The organism is Rhodococcus sp. H36-A4 (genome assembly GCF_027158005.1).
In the GTDB taxonomy this organism is placed as follows: domain Bacteria; phylum Actinomycetota; class Actinomycetes; order Mycobacteriales; family Mycobacteriaceae; genus Rhodococcoides.
Window position 1 is genome coordinate 370,162 of sequence record NZ_JAPVLQ010000006.1, and the last position, 17,683, is coordinate 387,844.

At 61.6% G+C, this 17,683-nt stretch carries 13 protein-coding genes; 11 read left to right on the top strand and 2 right to left on the bottom strand.

Annotated elements, in window-relative coordinates:
- Position 1: 1 nt before the first annotated feature.
- Positions 2-1,453 carry an NADP-dependent phosphogluconate dehydrogenase gene (gene gndA / locus O1W68_RS18210; RefSeq protein ID WP_269305899.1) on the top strand — a complete coding sequence of 484 codons (1,452 nt, stop codon included), beginning with the start codon at positions 2-4 and terminating at the stop codon, positions 1,451-1,453.
- 90 nt (positions 1,454-1,543) lie between these two features.
- Here gndA and O1W68_RS18215 read toward each other — a convergent pair whose 3' ends face one another.
- A complete protein-coding gene (locus O1W68_RS18215) occupies positions 1,544-2,044 on the bottom strand; it encodes a DUF4262 domain-containing protein (protein ID WP_269305900.1) in 501 nt (166 codons plus the stop codon).
- A 138-nt stretch (positions 2,045-2,182) separates the two neighbouring features.
- Between O1W68_RS18215 and O1W68_RS18220 the strand changes: the two genes are divergently transcribed.
- The 10 genes from O1W68_RS18220 (at position 2,183) to O1W68_RS18265 (ending at position 14,721) form a co-directional block, all read left to right on the top strand.
- Positions 2,183-3,478 carry a DEAD/DEAH box helicase gene (locus O1W68_RS18220; protein ID WP_269305901.1) on the top strand — a complete coding sequence of 432 codons (1,296 nt, stop codon included), beginning with the start codon at positions 2,183-2,185 and terminating at the stop codon, positions 3,476-3,478.
- Positions 3,475-4,341, top strand: coding sequence for a DMT family transporter (locus tag O1W68_RS18225; protein ID WP_269305902.1), 867 nt, complete (start codon positions 3,475-3,477; stop codon positions 4,339-4,341). The genes O1W68_RS18220 and O1W68_RS18225 overlap by 4 nt, the downstream gene beginning before the upstream one ends.
- 18 nt (positions 4,342-4,359) lie before the next feature.
- Positions 4,360-5,796, top strand: coding sequence for a GuaB1 family IMP dehydrogenase-related protein (locus O1W68_RS18230; protein WP_269305903.1), 1,437 nt, complete (start codon positions 4,360-4,362; stop codon positions 5,794-5,796).
- A 124-nt stretch (positions 5,797-5,920) separates the two neighbouring features.
- Entirely contained in the window at positions 5,921-6,139 is a 219-nt protein-coding gene (locus O1W68_RS18235) for a hypothetical protein (protein ID WP_269305904.1), read from the top strand.
- Positions 6,140-6,142: 3 nt separating this feature from the next.
- On the top strand, positions 6,143-7,525 hold the full coding sequence (locus O1W68_RS18240) for a hemolysin family protein (RefSeq protein ID WP_269305905.1): 1,383 nt from the start codon (positions 6,143-6,145) through the stop codon (positions 7,523-7,525).
- Complete coding sequence (locus O1W68_RS18245; RefSeq protein WP_269305906.1) at positions 7,518-8,639, top strand: hemolysin family protein; 1,122 nt, start codon at positions 7,518-7,520, stop codon at positions 8,637-8,639. Before O1W68_RS18240 ends, O1W68_RS18245 begins: the two co-directional genes overlap by 8 nt.
- Before the next feature lie 20 nt (positions 8,640-8,659).
- A complete protein-coding gene (locus tag O1W68_RS18250) occupies positions 8,660-9,589 on the top strand; it encodes a 3-methyladenine DNA glycosylase (RefSeq protein ID WP_442972402.1) in 930 nt (309 codons plus the stop codon).
- 63 nt (positions 9,590-9,652) lie between these two features.
- The gene (locus O1W68_RS18255; RefSeq protein ID WP_269305907.1) at positions 9,653-11,827 is read left to right on the top strand and encodes a malate synthase G; all 2,175 of its coding nucleotides are present in this window, start codon (positions 9,653-9,655) and stop codon (positions 11,825-11,827) included.
- A 20-nt stretch (positions 11,828-11,847) separates the two neighbouring features.
- Positions 11,848-13,578 (top strand): substrate-binding domain-containing protein, encoded by a 1,731-nt coding sequence (locus O1W68_RS18260; RefSeq protein WP_269305909.1) that lies wholly within the window; start codon positions 11,848-11,850, stop codon positions 13,576-13,578.
- A gap of 3 nt (positions 13,579-13,581) precedes the next feature.
- On the top strand, positions 13,582-14,721 hold the full coding sequence (locus O1W68_RS18265) for a metallophosphoesterase (RefSeq protein ID WP_269305911.1): 1,140 nt from the start codon (positions 13,582-13,584) through the stop codon (positions 14,719-14,721).
- Between the two features lie 2 nt (positions 14,722-14,723).
- Here O1W68_RS18265 and gcvP read toward each other — a convergent pair whose 3' ends face one another.
- Positions 14,724-17,624, bottom strand: coding sequence for an aminomethyl-transferring glycine dehydrogenase (gene gcvP, locus O1W68_RS18270; RefSeq protein ID WP_269305913.1), 2,901 nt, complete (start codon positions 17,622-17,624; stop codon positions 14,724-14,726).
- Positions 17,625-17,683 lie beyond the last annotated feature (59 nt).

The following is a 17,683-nucleotide window of genomic DNA, read 5'->3' on the forward strand; positions in this document are numbered from 1 at the left end:
CATGACCTCAGCAGTGGACTCGTCAGAACTCGCCCAGATCGGTGTCACCGGCCTTGCAGTGATGGGCTCGAACATCGCCAGGAACTTCGCGCATCACGGACACACGGTTGCGCTTCACAATCGCAGCATTTCCAAAACGGATGCACTCATCGAAGCGCACGGTAGCGAAGGCAAGTTCATTCGCACTGAGACGATCGAAGAATTCGTCGCCGCACTGCAGAAGCCTCGCCGAGTCTTGATCATGGTCAAAGCCGGTGAGCCGACCGACGCTGTGATCGAAGAACTTGCCGGTGCCATGGAACAGGGCGACATCATCATCGACGGCGGAAACGCACTATATACAGACACGATCAGACGCGAAGCTTCACTGAAGGAGCGTGGACTGCTGTTCGTCGGCGCGGGAATCTCCGGTGGCGAAGAAGGCGCGCTCAACGGTCCGTCGATCATGCCCGGTGGTCCAGTCGAGTCCTACAAGGCACTCGGCCCGCTCCTCGAATCTATTGCGGCACAGGTCGATGGAACACCGTGTTGCACGCACATCGGCCCGGACGGTTCCGGGCACTTCGTCAAGATGGTGCACAACGGCATCGAGTACGCCGACATGCAGTTGATCGGCGAGGCGTACAACCTTTTCCGTGATGCGCTGGCCTACTCACCCGCCCAGGTTGCGGACGTTTTCACCGAGTGGAACAAGGGTGACCTCGAAAGCTACCTCGTCGAGATCACAGCAGAGGTCCTTCGACAGGTCGACGCGAAAACAGGCCAGCCGTTGGTCGACGTCATCGTCGACGCCGCCGAGCAGAAGGGCACCGGCCGGTGGACGGTCAAGGCCGCTCTCGACCTCGGTGTGCCGGTGACCGGGATCGCCGAAGCCGTGTTTGCACGCGCACTCTCCGGCTCGCGCGCGCAGCGCGAGGCGGCTGTCGGGTTGGCGTCGGGCGTACTCGCAGACAAGCCGACTGATGCCGAGCAGTTCACGCACGACATCAGTCGGGCGTTGTACGCGTCCAAGATCGTTGCGTACGCCCAGGGTTTCGATCAGATCGCGGCTGGCAGCACCGAATACGACTGGAACCTCCACCCGGGTGATCTCGCCACGATCTGGCGCGGAGGCTGCATCATCCGTGCGCGCTTCCTCAACCGAATCAAAGATGCGTACGAAGACAATTCCTCGCTTCCGAGCTTGATTCTCGCGCCGTACTTCCGTGACGCGATCGAGGACGCAATCGACAGCTGGCGTCGAGTCGTCATCACCGCGGCGTCACTCGGCATTCCGGTGCCCGCGTTCGCCTCTTCTCTGGCGTATTACGACGCACTTCGCGCCGAGCGGCTCCCCGCCGCATTGACGCAGGGCCAGCGAGATTTCTTCGGCGCGCACACCTACGAGCGCATCGATTCCGAGGGCAAGTTCCACACGCTCTGGAGCGGTGACCGAAGCGAAGTTCAAGCCTGAATCAAACCGAACACGGCCGTAGGGTGCGATGGCAACCACTTGTCGATGGTTGCCATCGCACCGTCGCCCAACATGATCCGAATGTCGTATTCAGTCGTACAGACCCCAGCCCAACGGTGTTCCGAGGATGGGTTGCACGATCGTCGACGACACGTCGCCTTCCCATGGCAAGTCCCCCTGGGAGTCACGCCACACGGCCTGGACCGCGCGGATCCGATCTGATGGGTACACCTCCGAGGCCATGAGGAGCCACTCGTCGCAGTGCGTCACGTCGACGAAGTGGAATTCGAAACCAGCTGCCGTACACTCCATGCCGGACTCGAACGCCCGACCTCCGAGTATCACCCGCCTCGCCAGCGTGTTCAATGCGGCGGCAGATTCCCCGGGTGATCGCCCCGTCACGATCAACTCGGGGTGTCCGAGGGCCGTCAAGCCGACTGTGTAGCAGAAAGCCGGTTCGATCACCCCAGCATTGTCCGGATCGAAATTCGAATTCACCTCCGAATTCACATACTGCAAAGCCCAGCCGTGGCGGTCCACTAGGCCGTGCACGTTTCGCACGTAGTCCGCCATCGACTGCCCGTCACACATCGCACACATAGCTCCCCCAAGCTTCTCGAGATCCAGCAGCGAACAAGCCGGCCGGATCTACTGCATCGAACGTATGTTCGTATCGAGAATGATTGCCTATGGCACCGACAGAAACTCCCCGGACGGTACTGTTCCGCTATGCCCCGTTCCGAAACGTCGTTCGCCGATTTGGGGCTCCGACCTGTCCTGGTCCACGCTCTGCGTCGGATCGGTATCGATGTTCCTTTCGACATTCAGACGGCAGCGATCCCCGATGCCCTTGCCGGACAAGACATTCTCGGTCGCGCTCCGACCGGATCAGGGAAGACCCTTGCCTTCGGACTGCCGATGCTCCAGCGACTGTCGGGTGCGAGCAGCCGACCGAAGTGTCCCCGCGGGTTGGTACTGGTCCCGACACGCGAGCTGGCCTTGCAAATCGAACGGGCGCTGGAGGAGCCGGCACTCGCGTTGGGCATCCGAGTGATGGGAATCGTCGGCGGGGTGCCGATCAAGCGCCAATCCGAACGCCTCATGCGCGGTATCGACGTCGTTGTGGCTACCCCAGGACGTCTCGAAGATCTCATCCAGCACGCTGCTGTCTCGCTCGCAGACATCGACATCACCGTGGTGGACGAAGCTGACCGGATGGCCGATCTCGGCTTTCTGCCCCAGGTGCGGAAGCTTGTGGACCGCACCCCGAAAGGTGGACAGCGCATGCTGTTCTCAGCGACCCTCGATGGAGATGTCGACGACCTGGTGCAGCGGTACTTCGACTCCCCCGCTATTCACTCCGCCGAGCCACCCCCACTCGCCCAGGCGACAATGCGGCACCTCTTCTTCCGAGTGGCCGACACCGACAAGAATTCGATTGCACTGCGAATCGCGGCGCGAACAGGGCGAACTATGATCTTTCTGCGCACCAAGCATGCAGTGGATCGATTCACCGCGTCCCTGCGCGAAGTGGGCGTGCCTGCACTGGCCTTGCACGGTGACAAATCTCAGGCCAATCGAACGAGAACTCTCGCTGCATTCGCGGATGGTTCCGTTCCTGTCCTGGTCGCCACCGACGTCGCGGCCCGCGGCCTGCACGTCGACGGAATCACCTTGGTCGTGCACGTGGACCCGCCGGCCGATGCGAAGGATTACACGCATCGCGCCGGACGTACGGCGCGTGCAGGCGAGATCGGCACCGTCGTCACGCTTGTCACCGAAAGCCAAAAATCGCACGTCGCGACGCTTGCAGCCGAGGCTGGAATCATGGCCGAGTTCACCGATGTGACGGCGTCGAGTCCAGCACTGTCCAAATCCACGGGTGCGCAGGCACCTCCTGGATCACCGATCGTCGAAGTGACACCGACAGTCGACCAGAGCGGGCGCACACGCGAGGTCGATCGCCGAAAACGCTCGGCGCCTCGGCGTACCCGGGACAAGCCAGGTCGATCGGGTCGACGATGAACGGACTTCCGATATTGTCGATCGTGCTGGCACTGATTGCCGCCTTCCTGTTCGCTTGCGCATCGGTCGCCCAACAAAGTGCCGCCGCAGCTGTGCCCGAGGGCCAATCGCTGATCACCACGCTCCTACGAAGCCCACGGTGGTGGGCCGGTCTCTGCGGCGACGTCGGGGGTTACGGATTTCAGGTTGCCGCACTGTGGGCCGGCTCGGTCCTCATCGTGCAACCGTTGATCGTCTCCATGCTGTTGTTCGCATTGCCTCTGTCGGCCAAATTCGCCGGCTATCGGATGACCCGCTCGTCATGGGTCTGGGCGGTGGCGCTGGCGATAGCTCTCACCGTGTTCATCGGCGTCGGTGACCCGACGGAGGGAAACTCCGATGCGCCGTTCTCCGAGTGGATGATTCCGTTGGCCATTGCATCGGGCCTCGTGTTGGCCGCCACACTTGCTGGATTGTTGTCGACCAACCCGGGTTGGCGGGCCCTGCTTCTGGGCGCGGCCGGAGGCTTGCTCTTCGGGATGGCCGTGGCGTTGACGAAGTACGTCACCGATCTTCTAGGAACCGATCTTGCCAAAGCAGTTACTGCCTGGCAGACGTACGCACTCGTCGGGTGCGGAATCCTCGGCTTCTACCTCCAGCAGCGCGCCTTTCAGTCCGGCCCGTTGTCTGCTTCACTCCCGGCTATCACCATCGGAGAACCTTTCGGAGCCGCGTTTCTCGGAATCACCGTCCTGGACGAACGCATTCGCGACGACGCGTTCTCCTTGGTGGTCATAGCGGTCTGCGTGACAGTGATGGTCGTTGCAACAGTTGCCCTCTCGCGAGCGCAAGCAAAGGTCACCGGACACCCTGTTGCGCAATGACGGGTACGCTGACCCAACGTGCAGTTCCTCGATGGCCAACATCCGCCCCACGACCTGACGTACGACGATGTTTTCCTCGTCCCGAACCGAACCGATGTCACTTCCAGATTCGATGTCGATCTCTCCACAGTCGACGGATCCGGCACGACAATCCCTATCGTCGTCTCGAACATGACCGCCGTGTCGGGCCGCAGAATGGCCGAAACTGTTGCACGCAGGGGTGGCATTGCCGTTCTTCCTCAGGATCTACCGACCGCAGCCGTGGCCGAGACCGTCGCGTTCGTCAAGAGCCGGGATCTGATCGCAGACACTCCGGTCGTACTCGGGCCGGATGCGTCGGTGTCGGACGCACTCGCTTTGATGCACAAGAGGGCCCACGGCGCGGTAGTCGTCGTGGAAGGCGGCCGACCCATCGGCGTCGTCACCGAGTCGACCTGCGCGGATGTCGACCGGTTCGCCAGACTGCAATCGGTCGCCGCGACGGACTTCGTCACGGTGCCGTCCGACGCGTCCCCTCGAGCGATCTTCGATGCGTTGGACGCCGCTCATGAGGGACTTGCCGTTCTGATCGAACCGGATGGGGCACTCGCCGGTGTCCTGACGCGCACCGGGGCAATCCGTACCGGCATCTACGCGCCTGCTCTGGACAGTTCGGGGCGGCTGCGCGTCGCGGCCGCTGTCGGAATCAACGGCGATGTCGCGGCGAAGGCTCAGGCGCTCGTCGAGGCGGGCGCTGACCTACTCGTGATCGACACTGCCCACGGTCACCAGAAGAAGATGCTCGACGCTTTGGCTTCGGTCCGGTCCCTCGATCTCGGTGTTCCACTCGCGGCAGGCAATGTCGTGTCCGCTACAGCCACTCGAGATCTCGTGGCCGCCGGCGCGAACATCGTCAAGGTCGGCGTCGGGCCCGGGGCGATGTGCACGACCCGGATGATGACCGGAGTCGGCCGACCACAGTTCTCGGCCGTCGCCGAGTGTTCGGCGGCTGCCGCCGAAGTGGGTGCCTCGGTGTGGGCCGACGGCGGGGTTCGCCATCCGCGAGATGTCGCGCTTGCGTTGGCAGCGGGTGCGGCGAACGTGATGATCGGGTCATGGTTCGCCGGTACTTACGAGTCACCGGGCGATCTTCGGGTCGATTCAGCGGGCAACGCGTACAAGGAGAGCTTCGGAATGGCGTCCAAGCGCGCCGTCGCTGCACGCACGTTGGCCGACAGTGCGTTCGATCGAGCTAGGAAGGCACTGTTCGAAGAGGGAATCTCCAGTTCGCGAATGCGCTTGGACCCGGATCGCCCCGGCGTCGAGGATCTCATCGACTACATCTGTTCCGGAGTTCGAAGCACATGTACCTATGCAGGTGCCCGCACCCTTCCCGAACTTCATGAGCGCGCCGTGCTCGGTGTGCAGTCGGCGGCCGGTTTCGCCGAAGGTCGCCCGCTTCCATCCGGGTGGTGACCTGTGACGGCGGTCGGTCCGGCCCAGGATCCAATCTCCTGCCCGACTGCCGGTAGAATGATGGCTCACGCTTACAACTCACTTCCGCCGATCGATTCGTAGCGGAACAACAGAAGGGAACCAGGTGCCTGAGGCACCCGTCATCACCAGCACCGAGACTGCGCCGACCGAGTCCGGTGACGAGGGCTCCACTTCGGAGGGCTCCTCTATCGAGCCGGGAGACAAACCCGGCGGACCACCATCGTTCCAGCTAGCTCCACACCGCGGCGGGGTTGTATCCGGCCGCGTCTCTGTTGCTTCCGGTCAGGGCGCGATGCTCCTCTCGGAACTTCGGCGGCGGTAGCGGATGGACATAGTCATCAGCCTCGCGGGCCTCATCGGGTTCGTGGCTCTTACCGCAGGTACCGCGTTGTTCGTGGCAGCCGAATTCTCTTTGACAGCTCTCGAGAAGAGCACGGTCGACTCGTCCGTAAGCACCGTCGGGGATGCGCGCTCACGTCAGGTCCAACGTGCACACCGAACGCTGTCGTTCCAGCTCTCCGGGGCCCAGCTCGGCATAACCATCACCACACTCATCACCGGCTATCTCGCCGAACCTGTCCTCGCCGGCTTCTTCGTCCCGGTTCTGACTGCACTGGGTGCATCTACCTCGGTTGCATCTGCTGTGTCGTTGGTCGCGGCGCTGATCATCGCGACATCGTTTTCGATGATCTTCGGTGAACTTGTTCCGAAGAACATCGCAATCGCGATGCCGATGGGAACCGCGAGGGCGACGGCTGGCGCGATGTCCGGGTTCTCGATGGTATTTCGCTGGGCGATCAACGGACTCAACGGCGCTGCCAATTGGTTGGTCCGCAGACTCGGACTCGAACCCGCAGAAGAATTACGCTCGGCGAGATCAGCGAGTGAGCTGGGGTCGCTCGTGCGCACGTCTGCGCGGCAAGGATCCCTGGATGAGGGCACGGCCAGACTCGTCGGCCGATCACTGAAGTTCGGCGAGCGATCCGCGGAGGAATTGATGACACCACGGGTCAAAGTCGAGTCGTTGTCGGTGTCCGACTCGGTATCCGACCTTATCGAAACGGCGGCTAGAACCGGCTTTTCGCGTTTTCCAGTAGTCGACGGAGACCTCGACGACACTGTTGGTGTCGTTCACATCAAACATGCTTTCACCGTGCCGATAGGCAAACGTGCCGGGACTCGCCTGGACTCTCTCGCGCAGGACGTGCCGGTCGTGCCGTCGAGTCTCGACGGTGATTCGGTGATGGAACGCGTTCGTTCCGACGGCATGCAAGTGGCCCTTGTAGTCGATGAATACGGTGGCACAGCGGGCATGGTGACCATGGAAGACCTGATCGAGGAGATTATCGGCGACGTCAGAGACGAACACGACGAGCCCGAGATCGACGTCCAGCGGTTCGGGGACACTTGGCTGTGCTCGGGACTGCTCCGAATCGACGAAGTGGCAGCCGCGACCGGGTACCGGGCGCCGGAAGGCGAGTACGACACCATCGGCGGGCTCGTATTGACCGAACTGGGACGTATTCCTGTCGAAGGTGACCGCGTGATCATGCCCGATCCACCTGAGGATGACCCTGCCGATACGCACGGTGGATGGGCAGGTCGAGTCACCAGGATGGATGGCAGACGAATCGATCGAGTGATGTTGCAACCGGTCGGCCCCGACGTGATAGAGCAGATTCGATCGGAGGAGAGGGCTCGTGGGTGATTACCTGTCCGTACTTCTCGCCGTCCTCCTCCTTGGCGGCAATGCCTTTTTCGTGGGCGCCGAGTTCTCACTGATTTCGGCGCGCCGTGACCGACTGGAGTCGTTGCTGGCGCAGGGAAAGAAGAAGGCGAAATCGGTAATCGAGGCCAGTCAGAATCTGTCCCTCATGCTTGCCGCGGCACAGCTGGGAATCACGATCTGTTCCATCCTCCTCGGCCGCGTCGGCGAGCCTGCGGTGGCACATCTGATCGAGAAGCCACTCGAACTGGTCGGAATCCCGGAAGGCCTGCTGCACCCGATAGCTTTCGCCATTGCACTGGCGCTGGTCGTGGTGTTGCACATCCTTATCGGCGAAATGGTTCCGAAGAACATCGCGATCGCAGGCCCGGAGAAGACGGCAATGTTGCTCGTCCCGATCCATCTGATGTTCATCAAGCTCGCCAAACCGCTCATCTCGTTTTACAACATGTGTGCCAACCTCACGTTGCGTGCACTGCGCATCGAGCCCAAAGACGAGTTGGATTCGTCTGTGTCCGCCGTCGAGCTCTCACAGATGATTGGCGAGTCACGATCGGAAGGTCTCATCGACGAGGAGGAGCACCGACGCCTCACCCAGGCGCTGGACATCTCCGGGCGCACGGTGGCGGAGGTGCTCATTCCATCCGCCAAGGTCCGCAGCGTGCGTCTCTCCGGCCTCGAACCCGGCTCGGGTCCCACCCTCGGATCCGTCGAAGAGGCGGTGATCGCCACCGGCTTCTCGCGATACCCGGTGCAAGCCGAGGATGGATCGATGGTCGGGTATCTCCATCTGAAGGACGTTCTGAGCTACATGCTCGACGACGCTGCTGGTCCGGAGACGGTCATACCGCGTTCCGAGGTCCGAAGGCTGCCGGTGGTCACCTCCGAGACGATGCTGGACGACGCTTTGACTCGACTTCGGCGGGCCAGCAGCCACTTGGGCGCGGTGAGCGATTCGTCAGGCACGACGATCGGGATCGTGGCACTGGAAGACTTGGTCGAGGAGTTCGTCGGAACCGTCCGTGACGGCACGCACCGGATCGCAGGGCCGTCACCGGGCCAGTCTTTGCCTGCACGTTCCGGTGGCGAGAACTGAAAGATGACGAGCACCGACCGATGATGCAGACCTCAGCGACCGGGATGTCGGTCGCGTTGACCGAGCCGGACTGGACCGCCAGACGTGCGGACCACTCGGCTCGGGTGGACCGCTTGATCGGTACATATCTGCACGATCGGGCACAGGGCAATACACATCCGGTGCTCGATTTCTTGTTCACCTACTACAGCTACAAACCCGGCCACCTGAAGCGCTGGAACCCAGGTTTCGAGGTAATCCTGACCGGCGAAGCCGCTCAGGATTACGCGGCGTTCGCGTCCTACGAACCCGTCGACGGACCGGACTCCGGCTATCGGGTACGACGCTCTCTGGTAGAGCAGAGGCGTTCGGCCATCGTGTTCACCCGTGACCTCCTCGAGGCGACAATGACGCGCAAACCCAATCTGGGGTGCTTCGGGCTCCATGAGTGGGCAATGGTCTATCGGGGCGGACAGCCTGCATTGCGGCACGGATCGGTGCCGCTTCGGCTCGGCCACGACGGCACCGATGCGGTGGTGGAGTCGATGAAAATTCGCTGCACACACTACGATGCGTTCAGATTTTTCACCCCGGACGCCGCCCCGAAGAATTTTCTCGACCTGTCCCCGACGAGTAGGACCGAACGAGAGCAGCCGGGTTGTGTGCACGCGAGCATGGATCTGTACAAGTGGAGTTACAAACTCTCACCGTTGATCGACTCGGACCTTGTGCTCGACTGCTTCGAACTTGCACTCGATGCACGGGCGATCGATATGCGCGCCAGCCCATACGACCTCTCCGGCTATGGCCTATCGCCTATCGCGATCGAAACACCGTCCGGTCGGTCAGAATATGTGCGCGCGCAAACCGACCTGTCGGCCAGGGCTGCCCCTCTCCGCTCGGCGCTGGCGATGCGATGCCAAAATCTACTGGTGAGCGGCGGGTACGGTGGCCGACTTACTGCCAAGTAACATTTAGGCCGATGTCGCTTTACCGCCCTTCTGGGCGCCCAGACCGGAAAGAGTGAGGAATTCATGACTGAGCGAGTTCGTGTCGGTGGTCTTCAAGTCGCCAAGGTGCTGTACGACTTCGTACAGAACGAGGCACTTCCGGGTACAGGTGTGCAATCGGAGGCGTTCTGGTCCGGTGCCGAAGCGGTAATCGCCGATCTCTCCCCCAAGAACAAGGCGCTTCTGGCCGTTCGTGAAGAGATTCAGGGCAAGGTCGACGCCTGGCACGGTGAGCATGCCGGAAACGACTACGACCGTGCGGCGTACAAAGCGTTCCTGAAGGAAATCGGCTACCTCGTCGACGAGCCCGCTGACTTCGACATCGCCACCACCGGTGTCGACACGGAAATTACGTCGACGGCCGGACCACAGCTCGTCGTTCCCGTTCTCAACGCGCGATTCGCAATCAACGCATCGAATGCGCGTTGGGGCTCGTTGTACGACGCGTTGTACGGCACAGATGCCATCCCCGAAACGGACGGCGCCGAGAAGGGCACCTCCTACAACAAGGTGCGCGGCGACAAGGTCATCGCCTTTGCGCGCGATTTCCTCGACGAGGCAGCCCCACTGGCGTCCGGGTCACATGTCGGATCGACCGGATACGTCGTCGATGCGGTTTCGTTGACAGTCACCCTCGCCGACGGAACCACCACCGGCCTCGAGGATCCGGCGCAGCTACTCGGATACCACGGGACGCCGGATGCACCCACAGCAATTCTGTTCGTACACAACGGCTTGCATTTCGAGATTCAGATCGACCCTACGAGCCCGATCGGTGCTACCGACGCGGCGGGCGTGAAGGACGTGCTGCTCGAATCGGCAGTCACGACCATCATGGATTTCGAGGACTCGGTCGCAGCCGTGGACGCCGACGACAAGGTTCTCGGCTACCGGAACTGGCTCGGATTGATGAGAGGCGATCTTTCCGAGGATGTTTCCAAGGGTGGGAAGACGTTCACTCGCGTTCTGAACCCTGATCGCACGTACACCGGAGTCGACGGGTCACCTGTCACCCTGCACGGACGCTCACTGTTGTTCGTCCGCAACGTCGGACATCTGATGACCTCGGATGCCATTCTCGACGCCGACGGCAACGAAGTTCCCGAGGGCATCCTCGATGCGCTGTTCACCTCGCTCACCGGAATGCACTCGTTGACCGCAGACAACCTCCTCTCGAACAGCCGAACCGGTTCGCTGTACATCGTCAAGCCGAAGATGCACGGGCCCGATGAGGTTGCGTTCACAGCGGAACTCTTCGGCCGCGTCGAGCAGGTGCTCGGGTTGCCGGAGAACACGCTCAAAGTGGGCATCATGGACGAAGAGCGTCGCACCACGGTCAACTTGAAGGCCTCGATCCTGGCAGCCAAGGAGCGGGTCGTTTTCATCAACACCGGCTTCCTCGACCGCACCGGCGACGAGATCCATACCTCGATGGAGGCAGGCGCAATGGTCCCCAAGGGCGAGATGAAGGCCCAGAAGTGGATTTCGGCGTACGAGGACTTCAACGTCGATACGGGCCTCGCGGCAGGAATGAAGGGTAAGGCTCAGATCGGCAAGGGCATGTGGGCAATGCCCGATCTCATGCACGACATGCTCGAGCAGAAGATCAACCACCCGAAGGCCGGCGCCAACACCGCATGGGTTCCCTCCCCCACCGCGGCCACTTTGCACGCATTGCATTACCACAAGGTCGACGTCTTCGCCCGCCAGCTCGAGTTGGCACAGGCCAAGCGCGCGACCGTCGACGAGATCCTCGAGATTCCGCTCGCCCCCGCCACCGACTGGAGCGAAGAGCAGAAGCAGAAGGAAATCGACAACAGTGCACAGTCGATTCTCGGCTACGTCGTACGGTGGATCGATCACGGAGTCGGTTGCTCCAAGGTGCCCGACATCAACGACATTGCCTTGATGGAAGATCGAGCGACGCTGAGGATTTCGAGCCAGTTCATTGCGAACTGGCTGCGCCACGGCATCGTCACCGAGGATCAAGTCCGTGCGAGCCTCGAACGCATGGCCCCCATCGTCGATCGCCAGAATGCGTCCGACCCTACGTACAAGAACCTGGCTCCGGACTTCGATACCAATATCGCGTTCCAGGCCGCCAGCGAGCTGATTTTCCAAGGGGCCAAGCAGCCGAGCGGATACACCGAGCCGATTCTGCATCGACGCAGACGCGAGTACAAGGCCGCGGGCAACTGACGGTCTCGTAACCTTCGCGCGTGGGTGAACATCGCAACTCCGGTGGGATACGGAGTATCAGCAAAGGCCCAGTGTTCACGGTGGGCGCCATCATTGTGGTGGTGCTCGCCGTGTTCGGGTGGTTCGAATTGCGTGATCGGATAGCCGATCAGGGTGCTGCAGCGGCGGAGACCTGCGTAGAAGGTGCCGAGACTTTGTCGGTCACGGTCGATCCCGATATTGCTTCACAGGTCACCGACCTTGCGACACGGTTCGCCACCACCGGGCCCGTCGTTCGTGATCACTGTATTTCTGTCGCCGTGGAGGTGGCAGATTCGACTGCCATCGCCCGCGCGCTGGCAGCAGGAGAGCAGAGTTGGGAACCCTCTGCACTCGGTCCGATCCCAGCGCTGTGGATACCACGTTCTTCCAACTCGGTCACTGCGCTCCCAGCTGGAACCGTCGACGGGACGCCGAAGACGATTGCCAGCACCCCTGTTGTGCTCGCGAGTCCTCCTCAGTTGACGGCCGCACTGGACGCGAAGGGTGTCGGTTGGGCCGATCTCCCTGCACTGCAAAGCAATCCGGAGTCGTTGCTCGGCCTCAACCTTCCAGGATGGGGTGGGCTACGGTTGCAACTTCCCGTCGGACCGGATTCCGATGCGACGACAGCCGTTCTCGCTGCCGTTGCGTCGTCGGCAACGACTTCCTCCGATGTGCCGACGACAACACTGCAGCTACCCCTGAAGTCGCCGACACGGTCTGCTTTGGCCGCCCTCGCGACGACAGACCGCGGGGTTGCGGCCGCAGTACCCGATTCAACGGATATGGCGTTGTCCGGGTTGGCGGGCAAGCTCTCACCCGACGCCGACTTCCATTCGGTTCCGGTGACCGAACAACAACTCGGTACGTCCGGTCAGAACGAACTGACGGGATATGCACCACCCGGCTCGACGGTGTCGATCGACTATCCGTCGGTCATCATGTCCGGGTCGTGGGTGAACGAGACGCTCAGGCGTGCCGGCGCCCAGTTCGTCGAGTTCATCTTGCAGGCAGAGAACTCGAAGATGTTCACAGACGCGGGTTACGACGCTCCTGGATCGACACCACTCGGCGCCCCCACCGGACCCGACGTCCGCACAGCCCTGCTCGACGCTGTGACGAATCCTGCAACAGAGCGTCGATCGACAGTTGTCATGGATGTGTCGACATCGATGGACACCGAAGAAGGTGGTCGATCGCGTCTACAGAACGTCGTATCGGCACTCACCGCACAGTTCGACGCAGTCATCGATTCGACCGACCTGGGTTTGTGGTCCGACAGCAAGGATCTGGACGAAGATCGTCCGTATCGGATATTGGTTCCCACCGGCACGGTGTCCGAACAACTTCCTGCCGGTAGCAGACGGCAAGCGCTCGTTGCGGCGGCACAGAGCCTGAAACCCGAGAACGTAGCCTCGACGTATCCGTCGGTGACCGCGGCATACCGTTCGGCACTCGAAGGTTTCATCCCGGGACGACCGAACAGCATCGTCCTGGTCACCGACGGCCCGAAGGACGATCCGGCAGAGTCGTCCGAGAGTGTGTTGGCCGATATCACCAAGCTTGTCGATCCGGCCCGACCTGTAGCGGTCGATGTCGTATCGATCGGAACCAATGCCGATACTGTGGCCTTGGAGGCGGTGTCCACGGTTACCGGCGGCACGTTCACCTCTGTTTCGTCGTCGGACAGATCCGACCTAGCTGCGCTTCTCGGAAAGTTCTTGTACTGAAACATGACTCGACTTATTGCATTCGGCATCTTCCTCGCGTTGGTATGCCTGGTGATTCATCTCCGTTTCGTGCGGGGTACTCGACTCCCCCGACCCTATTCTTTGGTCGCAGATACCGTTCTCGCAATCATGTGGGTTCTGGCCCTCGTGGGTATCGGTTCGGGCGAGTTGTTCGATCCGAGTTGGGCTCGTTTGCCGGGATTCCTAGGACTCACCTGGCTTGCTGTGATTCTGTATCTCGTACTGGGCACCCTGCTCGTCGGGGTTGTCAGTCTCGGGATCCGGATCGTGTCATCGCTGCGCGGACGCGAGTCCGGTACTATCCGGTTTCGGGTGAACAGACTGGGTTCTGCTCTGGTTGCCGCCGCGTCCGTCGTCGCAGTCACGTATGGAGTAGTCGAAGCAAGCGAACCACGGATAACGAATACGACGGTGGCCCTCGAGCGACTTCCGGCGGAATTCGACGGGCTGCGAGTCGCGTTGGTGTCCGACCTTCACGTCGGACCGGCCCGCGGGGAATCCTTCGTTCAGAAGGTCGTCGACGATATCAATGCGCAGGCCCCGGACCTCATCTTGCTGGACGGTGATCTCATCGATGGGACAGTCGATCTCGTCGGCTCCGATCTGGGCCCACTAAGCGAGTTGTCAGCACCACTGGGCGTCTTCGGAGTCAGTGGCAACCATGAGTTCTACGCCGATGACGGTGGCAAGTGGCTCGACCTGTGGTCGACCTTGGGGATCACCGTTTTGCGAAACGAGCGCCAGGAAGTGACCCGCGACGGCGTGAGCATCGACATCGCCGGCATCAACGATGCGACAGCACCCGCGCCTTACGAACCCGATCTGAGCGTTGCCCTCGAAGGGCATGACTCCGATCGATTCGTTCTTCTCCTGGCCCACCAACCCAAGCAGGCACACGAGGCTTCCGACATGGGAGTGGACATGCAAGTGTCCGGACACACCCATGCGGGGCAGATTTGGCCGCTGCGCTACCTGGTGCCGCTACAGCAGCCCAGCGTCGAGGGACTGGACAAGATCGGCGGCACGACCCTGTTCACCACGCGTGGCGCCGGAGCGTGGGGTCCTCCCGTACGAGTTGCAGCACCGCCGGAAATCTCGATGCTGCAACTCGTCGGAGCATAGCTTCAGGCGAAAGCCTCGATCGGCGGGCATGAGCACACCAGGTTTCGATCTCCGTGTGCCCCATCGATTCTCCGCACCGACGGCCAGACCTTCGCCCTTCCGTTCACTGCGTCGGGGAACACTGCCTCGGCCCTCGAATACGGGTGATTCCATTCACCCACGAGACTCTTCGCTGTGTGCGGCGCACCGCGCAGCGGGTTGTCCTCCACTGGCCACTCGCCTGCCCCGACTCGATCTATCTCAGCGCGAATCGCGATCATGGCGTCACAGAAGGCATCGATCTCGTCCAGATTTTCACTCTCGGTCGGCTCGACCATCAAAGTGCCTGCGACGGGGAAGCTCATCGTCGGCGCATGGAAGCCATAGTCGGCAAGACGCTTGGCGACATCGTCGACCGTGACGCCCGTCGATTTGGTCAACCCTCGAAGATCGAGGATGCACTCGTGCGCGACCATCCCGTTGTCGCCGGTGTACAGAACCGGAAAGTGCTCGTCCAGACGCCGGGCTATGTAGTTTGCCGACGCGATGGCGGTGAGCGTCGCGCGACGCAGCCCCACTGCGCCCATCATGCGGATATACGCCCACGTGATGGTGAGGATCGAAGCACTGCCGAACGGCGCGCCCGATACCGCGGGTCCGCCCCCGAGGTCGGCTCGCAGGGGGTGCCCGGGAAGGTATGGCTGGAGGTGACTGCGTACTCCGATCGGACCGACACCGGGGCCACCACCACCGTGCGGAATACAGAAGGTCTTGTGCAGATTCAGATGACTCACGTCACCACCGAAACGGCCCGGGCGGGCAAGGCCGACAAGAGCATTCAAGTTTGCCCCGTCTACGTACACCTGGCCGCCGGCGTCGTGCACGAGTGCGCAGATGTCGTCGATCTCATGCTCGTACACGCCATGGGTCGACGGATAGGTGATCATGATCGCCGCCAACGAACCTGAATGCTGATCGATTTTGGCCCGCAGATCGTCGACGTCGACGTCGCCGTTGCTACGGCAGGCCACCACGACGACCTTCATACCAACCATGACGGCAGAGGCAGCGTTCGTCCCGTGTGCGCTCGACGGAATCAGGCAGACGTCACGGTGACTGTCCCCCCGCCCGAGGTGATAGTTGCGGATCGCGAGCAATCCTGCGTACTCCCCCTGGCTTCCAGCGTTGGGCTGGAGACTGACTGCGTCGTAACCGGTGATGTCGACCAACCACTTTTCGACATCGGCAATGACAGAACGTATTCCTGCCGTGTCGCCGTCGGGAGCGAAGGGGTGCAACCGTGCGAATTGCGGCCAGGTGATCGACTCCATTTCCGCTGTTGCATTGAGTTTCATCGTGCACGAGCCGAGAGGAATCATGCTTCTGTCGAGCGCGATATCTTTGTCCGACAGCATACGTAGGTAGCGGAGCATCGAGGTCTCGGATCGGTGGCGAGTGAACGCCGGGTGGGTCAAGAACTCGGAAGTTCGCACGAAGTTCGCTGGAATGGACTCGATCGACTCAGAAATGAAGTCACCCGCTTCGAAAGCACTCAGAACTGCGTCGACGTGCGCTGTGGTGGTGGCCTCGTCGCAGGACACTCCTACTCTGTCGGCATCGATGTGTCGAAGATTGATACCTGAGCTCTTGGCCGCATCGACGATGCCCTGCGCGCGTCCTGGAACTATCGCCGTGACCGTGTCGAAGAAACGGTCCGAAACCAGTTCTATGCCAGAATTCGAAAGGCCGCCGGCAAGCCGTCGTGCGTGCGAATTCACTTGGTGCGCAATCGCTCGCAGTCCTTCGCTTCCGTGATAGCTGGCGTACATTGCCGCCACTATCGCCAGCAGAACCTGAGCAGTGCAGATGTTCGAGGTCGCCTTCTCGCGACGAATGTGCTGTTCCCTGGTCTGCAGGGCAAGCCGGTAGGCGAGGTCTCCGTCCGCGTCGACGGACACTCCGACCAGGCGGCCTGGAAGCTGCCTCGAATGTTGTGCATGCACTGCGAGATACCCGGCGTGTGGGCCGCCGTAACCCATGGGAACACCGAAACGCTGAGTGGTGCCGAAACATACGTCCGCACCCGCTTCCCCGGGAGGGGTGAGCAGAGTCAGCGCCAACAGGTCTGCCCCGATCGCAACGAGAGCACCTACCTCGTGTGCTCGCGCGATCGTGTCCGTGTGGTCGACCAACGCGCCCGAGGCGCCGGGCGTCTGTGCAAGCACACCGAAGAAGTCATCTTCGGGAAGACCCTTGGCCAGGTCGATCGAGACCAAGTCGATGCCCAGCGGCTCAGCCCTGGTTTGGAGGATCGCACGAGTCTGCGGGAACACATCGATGTCCACGAGGAAGCGCGATGAAGTCGACTTGCGATTAGCTCGGCGAAGAAGCGTCATGGCCTCAGCGGCTGCAGTGGACTCGTCGAGCATCGACGCGTTGGCCACTTCCATTCCGGTCAGATCGGACACCATTGTTTGAAAGTTGAGCAGCGCCTCCAAACGACCTTGACTGATCTCCGGCTGGTAGGGCGTATAGGCGGTGTACCACGCTGGATTTTCGAGTATTCCGCGAGTCAACACCGGTGGCGTCAGCGTGTCGTAGTAGCCGAGACCGATCATCGACGTCGCCACTGTGTTGTGTGAGGCAAGGACGGCCAACTCGGCGAGAGCCTGATGTTCACCCACCGGCTCCGGGAGGGTTTCGAGACCGTCGCTGATACCTGAAGACGACGCAGGATCGAGAATTGACTTCGGCACTGCACGGGCTGCCAGCTCGTCCAACGACGCGACGCCCACAACGTGAAGTATTCGTTCGAGTTCGTTACTGTCCGGGCCGATGTGCCGGTCGGCGAACAGTGCCTTTACCGATTTCGGATCAGCTGTGCTAGAAGAACTTTCGATCACGGGGCGCTCCAAGGTGTGCATACGACAGGGCCGGATCCTCCCCCTCTGTCGCGTGCTCACCGAAACGAGCGCCTGAGAGA

Excerpts from the sequence above, each read along its gene's own strand:
- O1W68_RS18225 (WP_269305902.1), top strand. The coding sequence starts at position 3,475 with ATGAACGGACTTCCGATATTGTCGATCGTGCTGGCACTGATTGCCGCC.
- gcvP (WP_269305913.1), bottom strand. The coding sequence starts at position 17,624 with ATGCACACCTTGGAGCGCCCCGTGATCGAAAGTTCTTCTAGCACAGCT.
- O1W68_RS18220 (WP_269305901.1), top strand. The coding sequence starts at position 2,183 with ATGCCCCGTTCCGAAACGTCGTTCGCCGATTTGGGGCTCCGACCTGTC.
- O1W68_RS18215 (WP_269305900.1), bottom strand. The coding sequence starts at position 2,044 with ATGTGTGACGGGCAGTCGATGGCGGACTACGTGCGAAACGTGCACGGC.
- gndA (WP_269305899.1), top strand. The coding sequence starts at position 2 with ATGACCTCAGCAGTGGACTCGTCAGAACTCGCCCAGATCGGTGTCACC.
- O1W68_RS18255 (WP_269305907.1), top strand. The coding sequence starts at position 9,653 with ATGACTGAGCGAGTTCGTGTCGGTGGTCTTCAAGTCGCCAAGGTGCTG.
- O1W68_RS18240 (WP_269305905.1), top strand. The coding sequence starts at position 6,143 with ATGGACATAGTCATCAGCCTCGCGGGCCTCATCGGGTTCGTGGCTCTT.
- O1W68_RS18265 (WP_269305911.1), top strand. The coding sequence starts at position 13,582 with ATGACTCGACTTATTGCATTCGGCATCTTCCTCGCGTTGGTATGCCTG.
- O1W68_RS18250 (WP_442972402.1), top strand. The coding sequence starts at position 8,660 with ATGATGCAGACCTCAGCGACCGGGATGTCGGTCGCGTTGACCGAGCCG.